The following is a 12403-nucleotide window of genomic DNA, read 5'->3' as shown; positions in this document are numbered from 1 at the left end:
AGCGAAAAGGAAGGCAACGAGCCGCATTGCCTCAAGCAAAATGTTACCAATAGTGTCCTGTTCCAAAGGGGATGGACAGGTCGTGCCATTCCGGTTCGGGGGAAGGATGGCGCGGCTCAGCATGGCGACACGGTGAAGCGGCGATCGTGGAGCTTTATTGCGGCGTTGACAAGCGGCGCATTCTGGATGAGTTCGAGGCGGTAACCGGCTATTATTCGCAAGCGCGCGATCCGTCTTATGAACCGTCGTGAGCAGAGGCCGTCTGCGGGCAAGAGCCGCAGCCGCTGTTACGGCAGCGATGTCCGCGACGCGCTCATCGTGTTGTGGGAGGATTCGGAGCGGCTGGGTCCGCATCGACGCTCGCGGCGGCCAGCGCCGCCGGGCAGGAATGAGTTCGCAGTTCGCCGCTCGGTGCCAGCCCGCACCTTCGGCGATTGGAAAGATCCGCCGCCCGGCTTTGTTGAGCGCATTCGGGCACGTCTTCGTCAGGGAGCTTCGTGCAGACGATGGTGCTGACCGGATTGCCGCCGGCTGGACCGATTGCATTCCGCTCCGCACGCGCGACAGCGGCAATGTGATCATGGCGATCAAGCAGGCCCGCTCCCGGTTTCGCTGACCCTGTGCTGCTGTTTGCCGGCATCCGCCCGCACAGGAAGAGCTTGTAAAAGCGGTCGGTGCGGAAATCGAGGAGCCGTTGGTCGTCGATCTTCAGCCTGAACGCGGTCGTTTGCTGGTGCCGCAAATCGGCTGTTGCATGTACATCCCTGTCAGACGTCAGTTTTCCTCGCCTATTTTGGTGTCGAGCGCGAAGTGCTCCAACCAGATTGCAAGGCTTTTTGGAAATGAGAGCGGCTTTGCGCAGGGCGCTCCGTTGTTGAGCATTCAAGCTACCAAGCCAATGACGCGCAGGTTCCACCAGGCTCGCCAGCCTTGAAGGACAGCGAAAAAAGCAGAGCACGACAGACACAACAGTGCATCAGGACGCCGCAGTCGTTGAAGATGGTGCGCTGCATCCATACCGTGGATGCATTCGATCCAAATAATCGATTTGTTCAATCAGTTTCTCGAAAGCTAACCCTACCCTCTGTGGGAATCGGGCTCTGAGCCGCGACGCTGCCTTGCGAGCGCAGGGGCTGCACGTAGGAGAGATGATGCAACGAGAAATCGCACGCGGGTTGCTGGCCTCGTGGGTTCGCCGACCGGCGTATTTGAGCCCGTCAGTTGGTCCTCACCCGCGCCTATTGCCACCGAGCGACTTGCATGTCCCTCCGACTCGGACCAGTTCCGAGAGCTGCGACGAGTTGCGCGCCGTGTGCTCCGATCAGATGGCCGCCGGTGACGCGTTCGATGGGCCGTCCCTCTTCGAGAGGAGATGAAATGCGAACGCTGCTCGTGGATCATCATGCGGATCTTGCGCGCGCCATGCGACTTGCGCTCGGGGATGGCGGCTTCGTCGTTGATGTCGTTGGTACTCTGGAACTGGCTTCGAGTGCATTTTCTTGCGCCAGCTATGAAATTCTCCTGCTGGAATTGGCTCTGCCAGATGGCGATGGCTTGGGTTGGCTGAGGCAGTTGAGGACCCACGGGCATTCAGTTCCTGCCGTCATTATGAGCAGCCTTAACGATCTCGATAAGCGAATTGCGATCTTCAACGGTGGTGCGGACGACTTTCTGCTCAAACCCATCTCTACCGATGAGCTTATTGCCAGAATGAGAGCCATTCTGCGCCGGGCGACACAGATGACCGACCTGAGGCTCGTATTTGGCAATCTCGACTTTGATCCGGTCGCCCGCCAGGTTTTCGTTGATGGGCACCCAATGATGATCGCACGTCGCGAACTCTGTATTCTAGAGCACCTGCTTAACCGGGCAGGCCGCATCGTGCCCCGTGCGCAATTGGAAGATCACCTCTATTCATTCAACGACGACGTGTCTGCCAACGCGCTTGAAGTCGGAATTTATCGTTTACGGGGACATCTGACCAGATCAGGTGCAACGCCACGGATCAAGACCATCCGAGGCATTGGTTACATCCTAGAATTGACTGACGCCTCGTCCGCATAGTTTGTCGAATCGAAAGAAGATCTATTTTGCTGATCCTTCAACATCCTTGCGCTGCGCTCAATTGGCGGGCGATCGCCAACAAGGTTACAAGACCTGCAGTGCCCCGTTACCTGGGCCATCTCCTCTGCGCGCTTATTGTGACTTTCCCACTTGGTGTCGCGGCGCAAAACAAGCAGGACAAAGGCCCGCCGCATGCGGCTTCGAATAGCATCAACGCCACGCTGACCCTTTCCTCTTCGCTCGGGGAGACCGTTCATCTGCCCGGGCCAGCCACGACCATCTTTGTTGCTGACCCCACGATCGCGGATTTTCAGGCGCCATCGAGCAAAACAATCTTCGTCTTTGGCAAGAAATCGGGGCGGACCAGCCTATTCGCCTTGGATGGCAATGGCGAGCCTCTCGCCGAATTGCGTATCGTTGTCACGCAACCGATCGGGGATTTACGCGCCATGTTGCGGGAGCAGGTCGGCGACTATCCCATCCGCGTCAACTATACGCCGCGCGGCGCAATCCTTAGCGGGACGGCGCCCGACGCAGAGGTCGCCGACACCGCAAAAAGAGTCACTGAGCAATATCTGGGCGACGGAGCGCAAGTCGTCAACAACATCAAGGTCGCTGGATCCCTGCAAGTTAACCTCAGCGTGCGCGTAGCCGAAGTCTCACGCAGCGCCATGAAGTCACTCGGCGTCAACTTGTCCGCCTTCGGTCAAATCGGCAATTTCAAAGTGGGCGTTCTAAGCGGAAGCGCTGCAAGCGCTGGGTCTGGTTCAACCCAGGGTGGCGGTACAGCAGAAATCGGATTCGACAACGGTGCCGTCAACGTCAGCGCGGTTCTCGACGCGCTCGCCAAGGAGCATATAGCTTCCGTCCTGGCTGAGCCGAACCTCACCGCTATGTCGGGTGAAAAGGCCAGCTTTCTCGCGGGCGGCGAATTTCCCATTCCTGTCCTGCAGGAAAACAGGCAGGTATCGGTTGAATTCCGTCACTTCGGCGTCAGTCTGGAATTTGTGCCGACAGTTCTCAGCAACAATCAAATCAACATTCACGTAACGCCCGAAGTCAGTGAACTGTCGACGCAAGGTGCCGTGCAAATCAACGGAATTTCCGTGCCGGCAGTTTCCACGCGCCGAGCCGATACGGTCGTCGAACTCGCCAGCGGCCAGAGCTTCGCAATCGGCGGTCTAATCAGGCGGAACGTCAACAATGATGTCAGGGCCTTTCCCTGGCTCGGAGAACTGGCGATCCTGGGACCGCTTTTTCGCTCGACCTCGTTTCAAAAAGAGGAGTCAGAACTGGTCATTCTAGTTACGCCTTACATTGTAAGACCAGGCTCCAACCCAAACCAGATGAGCGCACCGACCGAGCGGGCGGCACCGGCTTTGAACGGAGGGGGCGCTCCGACGAATTCCGTGACAAGTCCCCCGCGAGACCGCGCTGCTATCCGTGCGGGCGCGCCAAGCGCCCAAGGCGGTCTCGGCTTCATCATCGAATAGTGTCATCCAAAGATGTTGCGTTTTATAATCCTCTTTGTCGCTCTGGCACCAAGCGTAAGTGGCTGCACAAGCACTACGCCAGTTGATGTCGAACCATCGGCACCAATGCTTGTCCGAGAGGAGACCACCGTCCTGACGTTGCAAAGCCTGCGCGCTTCCGAACGGCAGCGTTTGCGTGTTTTCCTAGACAAGGCCAGTCGCGGCCGGTTTGATGCCATCCACCTCCTCATCAGCGGTTCGCCCCAGCTCAGCGCAGGGGTAGCCCATCAGGCCAGGCAGTTGGCAATCGAAGAAGACAACATTCAATTGCGCGATCAACACGACGCCGGCTCAGTGCGAATTGAGGCGATTGTCTATCACGCCCGTCCGCCGGTCTGTCCCTCATATGGTGCCTTACCCAATGAAGAATCCTTCAAACAGCCGCTTGGTTGTTCGACAGGACATAACCTGGCCGTGATGGTCAACGATCCGCGCGATCTGCTCGACAATCAGGCCGTCAAGGCCGGCGATGGCGATCGTGCTTCTGTACCAGTTGCAACTTACAGAACATTCGGGACGGATAAAGGTGGCTGATACCGCCCTTATCTCGGCAGCACTCCTACCGGAGATTGAAAGCTTCCAATCGCGTCCTGATCTAAAATAAAAGGAACCGCTGGATGCAATATAGGCGCTATATCGAGGGCCTTAGGGCCGTTGCTGTACTTCCGGTCGTACTCTTTCATTTCGGAATTTCGGCGATCCCGGGTGGCTTTAGCGGGGTCGATATCTTCCTCGTCATCTCCGGCTACCTAACCAGCGGAAGCCTCCTGGATGACCTTGAACGCGGCCAATTTTCCATCGTCAACTTCTACTGGCGCCGTGCCCGGCGCATTCTGCCGGCGCTCGTCTTTGTGATGCTTCTCACCTGCATTGCGGCATTGTTCATTCTTCTGCCACCGGATCTGCGCGGATTCAGTCTTAGCATCATAGCTACCTCGACCTTCTGGTCGAACGTTTTCTTCTGGAAAACGTCAAGTTACTTCTCTATCGATGCCGCGCTTCTACCACTGTTGCACACCTGGCCGCTTTCCGTAGCGGAGCAGTACCACATCTTCGCACCAATCCTGATGTTCCTAATCTATCGCTACATCGGGAAGCGCTGGCTGACGACACTTCTTCCGATAATTCTCTGCAGCTTCGTAGTGGCGGTGATGGCGACATCGCTGGCACCCACCGCCGGATTCTATCTGCTGCCGACCCGAATCTGGGAACTCATGTTGGGCGCCCTGCTCATGCTCAAATGCCCCTCGCCGCTGGGCAACCGATTCCTGATGGAGTCGGTGGGGGTGGCCGGATTTGGCCTTCTCGCCATCGGGTTCTTCGCGATTTCGGCGAGTGATCCGTTCCCAGGCTACAACGCCTTGTATCCATGCATCGGAACGGCCCTTCTGATCTATGTTGGCCAAAATACCCCCTCGACGGTCGCCACCCGCATGCTCGAAGTCCGGCCGCTGGTCTGGATTGGGCTCATCTCGTATTCGTTGTATCTTGTTCACTGGCCTCTCAATGCGTTCGCGCACTATCTTTCGTTCCAAAAACTCGATCCGTTGATGACCGGTGCGATGTTGGTGGCAAGCCTCGCATTGGCTGCATTCTCCTGGAAGTTTGTAGAGCAGCCGTTTCGACAGAAGAGGGCCTTCACCTCCCCGGGGCCTATCTTCGCCTTTTCAGCGCTCGCGATCGTTGTCCTTTGTGCCGGCGGAGCGGCGGGGGCGCTCGGCAACGGCTTTCCGCAACGGTTTCCGGACTATGTCCAGCGGCGCATTTCCGTCGGGGACTGGAGGAATGGCATCTGTTTCAACGAGGGCACCAGCCGGATCGAAAGCTGGAATATGGAGGATTGCACGCGCACCAGCGGTTTTCCAACAACGGTTTTTTTGTGGGGCGACTCCTTCGCCGCGCACTATGTTTCCGGCTTGGGTGCTAACATAAATCGATTGCAGGCGAACATCGTTGAATATACGTACGCCAGCTGCGCGCCGATACTCTATTACTACCCTTACGATCGTCTTGATTGTGTCCGGTTCAATCGCAAGGCCTTGGACGTCATCTTGGAAGCGGACATCAAGACGGTTATCCTCAGCGGTAGATGGAGTGACTATGAGGTCAGAGGTTTCGACGGTCTTCAGCAAACAATCGCTACGCTTCGTGCCCTGGGCGTGCGCGTGTTTGTCATCGGCCAGTCTCCGCAGTTCCCAACTGACGTCCGGAGAATTGCGTTCTTCGCCAAGCGCCAAAATCTGGACGATACATCCTGGCCGATCGCGATGGACCCCGACATCAACGAACGTGTGCGCTCATTTACCAAAGGCGCCACATTCATCGATCCGCTGAAATTCCTGTGCAGCGCAGGACGCTGCGCCTATTCCGATAGAGGAGAGTTTTTATATTTCGACTATGGTCATTTCTCTTCAGCCGGCGCCACACTGGCAATCTCGAAATACTGGCCGGCTTTTGGCAAAGACAATGCTCTTCCTAAGACGAAGTAGCGGCTCAGCGGCTGACAAGCACCAGTGCGGGTCCCAGTGATAGCTCCTGCTTCCGCAGCAGCCGCGACGATGGAGCTGTTCAGGTTTAAGGCCCCCCGATAGTGACCTAGGATGGGTGCTGCCACGCGGCTCGGACTCAGCGTGCATTATCACGTAAATGTTGAGAGAATGAATGGCGCCGCGAAGGGCAATTCCAGCCGTCCAAAGCGACAGGCGTGTCGCGGCCTCGACATTGCAGTGGCGCTTACCTAACACGGCCTCACACTGCCCTCTAAACGGCCCCGAATTTGAACTGACGGCCCCTGGCCGGTTCATCGGGCAGGTCAAGGGCTAGGTGTAGTACACAGGGCTCATAACTTTCAGTTTCTAGTTGGTACGATGGGCCGTGGACGGTCGATGCAGACTTCAAGATGGCGAACGAAGCTCTCCATGCGTGCGTTGTCGAGGCAAGTGCCTTTGCCATGCTCGCGACTGGAGAGATTTCAAAATGAGCCTTGTAAGCGGAGAATGCCGCCGACGCTGTTCGGCTTGCTCGTGCCCTTGACGGCGGTAGGCTCGGCAGGGCCGAGGCCAGAGTTGCCGTAGTGGTCGTAATCGACCTCGGCTGTGACCGTGAAGCCGGGAACGACCATGTAGGCGACGTTTGCAGCCACACCAGAATCCTCGAGCTGATCACCCGAGACCTGAAGGTTGAACGAAGTTTTCTCGTCAAACTCGTAGGTGGCGCCCGCCCAGAAAGCCCACTGGCCGTTCCAGATTTTGTACGAGCCGCGCCCATGATTGGCAATTGCGCCGTTTGAGTCCTCGTTGAGACTGGCATTGGAACCGTAGCCGAAGAGTCCAAACAGCGACAGCTGGTTTGTGACAGCGACGTCGACGCGGATCTTGCCGGCAAAAGCTTCGTAATTGCTGTCATAAGCCGCGACGCCGGTGATCGAACCCCAGCCTTGCGTGTATTTCAAGCCGGCGACAACGTGCGGAATATAGCTGTCGATAGTACCGGCTGAGCCCGATCCTTGTTCGAGCGAAATCACAGTCGAAATGCCGTTGCCGGCGTCGAAGTGGTACTGAGCCACGTTGGTGTCGAAGCCGGCCGACGGAACGAGCATACTATCGAGAACGTTGCCAGCGTAGCTTACAAACGTATCGAAGGCCGACCCCTCCTTGCCAACTCGCAGGCCTCCCAGCTCGACCCAGGCAGAAGCCAGTGCGAGGCCGCTGTTGAAATCATAGTTCTGAGGACTGTCATGCGAGTTAGCGCTGTTGCCAAAATTCACCTGGGTTTCGGTATAGGTCGTCAACGCGCCGAGCTCGGTCTGCTGGCCGGTCCAAGTTTTGAACGTGAAGCGTGTGCTGTTTCGCCAAGTGCCTTGGTCCTCGCCAGTTCTCACGTCCGAGGTTCTTGCGCTGTCATACGATCGGACGTCACCCAGGCCGATATCGTAACGGACATAGCCGCCGATGCGCAGGCAGGTCTCGGTGTTGGGAATATAGGAATATCCCGAGCCGAGGACGTCGCAGATCTTGATGTACTCGGCCGGTTCCCGCTCGGCGCCAGCTGCTCGACCGACGGAAATGGTCATCAGAGCAGTTAAGCCGAGAAGAGGACTCTTGATGTACATGTCTAGATCTCCATGAAGGAATAAAAAGGATAGAGGCGAAAGAGCAAGCTTTTCCTCTAAATTTTGTGCGTGTTGTCTCCAATATGTGGACGCCAAAGCGCTTGACACGAGAGGTGAGCCAGCGTAAAAGCCACATGTACTTATAATAGTGTTTTCTGCTAGGAGATTCATTATCGTTTACATGTGAAACACTCCGGTCGGACCGCTGCAGCTCTCCGAATAGAGCAGCAAGCGACATGCCAACCTGAAGCGTAGATGCGGCCGACACCAAAATCGGGCCGACGCGCCTTCGTCTCGCTGGAATCACTTTTTTTGAGGGTCACTGCGAAAAGAAATGTGCGACACGGTTCGCCATGTTCGATATGTGACAGTCTCGTTTAACAGCGACGGCTTCCCGTCTGACCGCAACGGAGGCCGCGCCATCCGCTACCGAGAAGGATCACTGCGCGTACGCTCCGCAAGGGCTGCGCCAGGAACAGAGGGCGTGCACGTCCGAGGCGTCGCATGGTGGCCGCAGCACCTTTTCGCCGCTGTAAGTTCGCCGTGCAGGTACATTGCGCGGCCGGAAGCGAGAGGGAGCGCACCCTGAAACGGCTGCCTACGGCTCGCCTCGAGTAATTGGCGATGAACAGTATTCTCGAGAACTTAGTCTCGACGGAAGAGCAACGAAAGGAAGCCGCTTGGACGAGCACGATCCGAAGGAAGAACCGATCGAGACCATTTTCCGCAACGGCACAATCACTGCCGTGGGTATCCTGCTTGCCTTTTCCCTCGGCTTCCTCACTCATTGGGCCGCGAACCCCTTGCCATGGCAACTCTACGATCTGTTCGCCGTAGTGCCGATCCTGCTCGGCATCGCACTGCAGATGAGAGCGCTGTCCATGCTGCTCGACATGAGTTCCTTGCGGCGCCCCATCTACGAACGCGCCAATCGCATTTTCATGGTCGGCCTCATCCAGACCGCGTGTGGCGTCGGCATGGCCATCTTGGTCGATCTTTTCGGGATATCGGTAGGGGGCACGCTGCCCGGCGCTTGACGACAAGCCACACCGCCGCTCTTCGCTCGAAGCGACGTCAAGCCGGGGAACCTTGTGCACCCCCTAGCGGCGTCCTCCTTTCATCAAATGAGCCGACGTCAGCTTTAGAGCGTCTCGGTGGCTAAAGCCGGTATGGTTTTTCGGCCGGCAGGGAAGGCCGCTGGCTGGACCTGGATGGCGTCTGAACGAGGCTTGACAGGTCCGTTGCGTCGGACATGAATTTCGCATTGCAAAGTTCTTCCGCAGACGCCTCAAGCACACTGCACTGGCGTCACGTACTCAGACGTTGAATGCGGCACCGCACCATCACCTCAGGCGCAACCATGGCACGCGCGCTCCCCGGCGTGGTTGACCCCATCCTGTCCAAACGAGACTGCGACATAAGCGGGACGCACTGACTTAGGTCAGAGACCAGGACGAGCGCGCAACGAAAGAATGATGGATCAGCGACGTGGGATGACAGCTCCTTGCACACCTCAATCCTGACAAAGTACCGGGACCCCCGGCCGCCTTGGTATACCATCTATCCGACTGTGCCAGACTTCTCTGCGGCAGTTGGTGCTGACGATTATGAGGAATGGCTGGGGGGCCTCCCGGCCGACGAATCGGTGTCGCTCTATCTCCACATTCCGTTTTGCCGATCCATGTGCTGGTATTGCGGCTTCCCTACCGCGGTCATCCGTCGCAACGGCCCGATCCTTAATTATTTAGCGGTGCTGCGTCAGGAGATCAGTTTGGTGTCGGAGCAAGTGCGGCAAGGGCTGCCGGTGAGCGATGTGCATTTCGGCGGCGGAACGCCTCACCTTATCGGGCCAGCCGAGCACTTGGCGCTGATGGAGCCGCCACTTCGCTTTCAGCAAAACTGCTGCGATCGCCGTGGAGATCGATCCCCGAACGTTCACACCGGAAATGGCCGAAGCCCTGGCAGCTAACGGTGTCAACCGCGCGAGCATCGGCGTGCAGAGCTTTGATCAATCGGATCCAGAGTAAGGTGCAGACGGCCGCTGCAGTCCAAAATCTCCGCCGGCATGGCGTTGGCCATATCAACTTCGACCTCATCTTCGGTCTCCCGAAACAGACTGTGCAGTCCTGCATCCAGACCGCGATGGCTGCGGTCGCCATGCGCCCCAACCGGCTTGCGGTGTTCGGATACGCGCATATTCCTTCCGTGATAAAGAATCAGCGCCTAATCGAGCAGGCAGGTCTACCGACGGCGATCTTCGCGCCGAACAGGCTGCAGCTGTCGCCGAGACACTGGTTGGCGCTGGCTACCGGGAGATCGGGCTCGATCATTTCGCTCCGCCGGACGACGAACTTGCGCTAGCGCAGAAGACCGGGCGCCTACGGCGTAATTCGCTGGGATACTCGGCCGATACTTGCAAAACGTGATCGGCTTCGGCGCGTCGGCTATTGGCCGAGTCCGCGAGGGGTATGTTCAGAACGAAGTAACACGGGATTCTTACGCCCGGCACATCGCAAGTGGACGTCTGGCGACATCAAAGGGTCACCGTCTGACCGACGATGACCGGGTGCGCGCAGCGATCATCGAGCGACTGATGTGCGATTTGGAGGCCGACGTGCCGACCATCTGTGCCGCCCACGAAATCGAACCAGCTCGTTTTCTCGATTCAGTTGAGAGTTTGGTGACGCTGGCTGAGGAGGGGATCCTGGACGTCGAAAACGGCTTCATCCGCGTGCGGCCGGAGCACCGCTTTGTTGTTCGCGCCGTTGCTGCTGCATTCGATGCTTTTCTCGCGAATCGATGAGTTGAGGCCACGACGCCGAAAGGCATCAGACCTTGTTTGGCGCTCGTCGGCATGGGCTCTCGCAGAAGACTCCGCAAGCGTATGCAGGGGACTTCCACTTGACGCCGCGTTCACCATCATCTCGCCTGGGTGCGCGCGAAAGCGCACAACCCGGAGCACGCTGCTCTCGGTGTGAGGCTGTGCTCTGCAAAGCACCGGTGATCCACCCTGTCCCTGGACAGCAGCTTGATGGCGTCATCTTGGAGGACGAGAAAAGATTGTCGAGGTACGGGTACGAATTGCCTCGGTCGTCCGTTCAATCGAAAGCACTGTCTGCGGAGGCACCTCTCCTTCATGCAGTGACAGGAGATGCTGGGCGACTTCCTTATCTGCTGCGGTGAGTCGATGATTTAGGCGGAGAAAGTCCATCCAGGTGGGGGTGCGGAATGTCTCCGTCCAAAGTGACGGTGTTTGCAGATTTCGCTGGAGCGTCCAGTTTCGTGCACCGGCACGGCTCTGGACGTGTCGCCGCGTGCGCATGGAGCCCAGAAAGGCCTCGATATTTTCCTCCGATATCAAATACTCGACCTTGGCCACGATAGGGCCACTTCTGGGTTTCAGATCGAGAGCCACGTCCGGCGGATGAAAAACTGAACTTTCTTGATCGGTTTCTTCCCAGGGACGGACCGGCAACACGATCCCCGCTGCTGCAACCAGCAACAGAGCGCCTGCGGCGCCCTCCAATGCTGAGGTCAAGGAATAGTTTTGCGCGACAGAACCCCAGATCCAGCTGCCAGCAGCCATACCGCCTGCGCTCAAGGCGTAGTAAATGGAGAGCGTGCGGCCTACAACCCACCTTGGGCTTGCCAACTGCACCGACACGTCAATGCCCGTCCAGGTGATAAGCCAACCCGCTCCGCCGAGCGCCAGCGAAATGGCCGCCACAGGAACCGACGATGTAAGGGCAAGGGAGAGGCAACAGACTGCACAAGCCACAGAGGCGAAGGCCACCAGCCTGTTTTGAGACGTGACCTTCCTCAAGAAGCCGTTGCCCATGCCCGCGATGAAAGCACCCATGCCGAAGCCGGCCAATAAGATACCGTAGACAATTGGCCCACTCTTCAACTGATCCCGGACGACGAGGGGGAGCAACGCCAGAATGGAGATGCTTGCCAATCCGAAAAGAGCGGCTCGGGCGGTCGCTGCCCTGATCTCCAAAGACATCGCCGTAAAGCGCACTCCGTCATGAATTGCCGTCGTCATTCTCTCACGAGGGAGAGGCGAAGAGCGGACCTCCCATTTGGTGCGCCATATCGCGCTTATGGGCGCCAGATCACTCACCGCAGCCAAGGCGAAAGCGGCCAGCGGCCCAAAGACGGCCAGGATCACGCCCCCCAAGGCCGGACCAACGCTGCGCACAATGTTGTATCCGACGGACATAAGCGTCACTGCGGCCGGAATGTCGCGTTTGTGAAGGATATCGCCGACCGAAGCGTGCCAAGCCGGATCATTCAAGGCAAAGCCGCAGCCGGCCAGGAAACCTAACCCGAGAATCAGCCAAGGACTGACAAATCCCAGACCCACAGAAATCATCAGCGTCGTCGACGCCGATGCTATCAGGCAGTGTCCCGCAAACATCACCCACCGGCGGCTGAAGTTGTCGGCAATGGCTCCGGCGAAAACTGAGAGGAAGAACACCGGCAATGTGGATGCGGCCTGGACGAGTGCCACCATGAGGTCGGACGCTGAAATCGTTGCCATAAGCCAACTGATGGCGACCGTTTGCACTAGCCAACCGAGGCTGGAAATCTGGGTGGCCGCCCAAATTGAGCGAAACACCTTGTTTCGAAATGGGGCGAGCGTCTTTGAAACGGGCGGTTGAGGATTTTCGCTCTGCATGAGGTATTGCTGGCC

General features: G+C 57.8%; 7 protein-coding genes and 2 pseudogenes. 7 read left to right on the top strand and 2 right to left on the bottom strand.

The window, feature by feature from the left end; all coding sequences use genetic code 11:
- Nucleotides 1-396: 396 nt before the first annotated feature.
- From EN845_RS36255 to EN845_RS30570, 5 genes and pseudogenes are all read left to right on the top strand, one after another.
- A pseudogene (locus EN845_RS36255) lies at nt 397-565 on the top strand (transposase); the annotation flags it as partial.
- An 812-nt stretch (nt 566-1377) separates the two neighbouring features.
- Complete coding sequence (locus EN845_RS30585; RefSeq protein WP_024505585.1) at nt 1378-2064, top strand: response regulator transcription factor; 687 nt, start codon at nt 1378-1380, stop codon at nt 2062-2064.
- A gap of 71 nt (nt 2065-2135) precedes the next feature.
- Complete coding sequence (locus EN845_RS30580) at nt 2136-3557, top strand: type II and III secretion system protein family protein (protein ID WP_063170365.1); 1422 nt, start codon at nt 2136-2138, stop codon at nt 3555-3557.
- A gap of 12 nt (nt 3558-3569) precedes the next feature.
- Nucleotides 3570-4130, top strand: coding sequence for a CpaD family pilus assembly lipoprotein (locus tag EN845_RS30575; protein WP_063169261.1), 561 nt, complete (start codon nt 3570-3572; stop codon nt 4128-4130).
- A gap of 83 nt (nt 4131-4213) precedes the next feature.
- A complete protein-coding gene (locus tag EN845_RS30570) occupies nt 4214-6085 on the top strand; it encodes an acyltransferase family protein (RefSeq protein WP_127309476.1) in 1872 nt (623 codons plus the stop codon).
- A gap of 482 nt (nt 6086-6567) precedes the next feature.
- On the opposite strand, the gene EN845_RS30565 is transcribed toward EN845_RS30570, so the two are convergent.
- Complete coding sequence (locus EN845_RS30565; protein WP_127309477.1) at nt 6568-7707, bottom strand: porin; 1140 nt, start codon at nt 7705-7707, stop codon at nt 6568-6570.
- Between the two features lie 680 nt (nt 7708-8387).
- On the opposite strand from EN845_RS30565, the gene EN845_RS30560 reads away from it, so the two are divergent.
- The gene (locus EN845_RS30560) at nt 8388-8744 is read left to right on the top strand and encodes a hypothetical protein (protein WP_024505577.1); all 357 of its coding nucleotides are present in this window, start codon (nt 8388-8390) and stop codon (nt 8742-8744) included.
- A 467-nt stretch (nt 8745-9211) separates the two neighbouring features.
- Nucleotides 9212-10510, top strand: a pseudogene (gene hemN / locus EN845_RS30555) (oxygen-independent coproporphyrinogen III oxidase).
- Between the two features lie 234 nt (nt 10511-10744).
- On the opposite strand, the gene EN845_RS30550 reads toward hemN, so the two are convergent.
- Nucleotides 10745-12388, bottom strand: a complete 1644-nt coding sequence (locus tag EN845_RS30550; protein ID WP_024505576.1) for an MFS transporter — start codon at nt 12386-12388, stop codon at nt 10745-10747.
- Nucleotides 12389-12403 lie beyond the last annotated feature (15 nt).

This window comes from Mesorhizobium sp. M8A.F.Ca.ET.202.01.1.1 (genome assembly GCF_004791595.1).
Taxonomy (GTDB): domain Bacteria; phylum Pseudomonadota; class Alphaproteobacteria; order Rhizobiales; family Rhizobiaceae; genus Mesorhizobium.
This window is presented reverse-complemented; position numbering and strand designations above follow the sequence as displayed.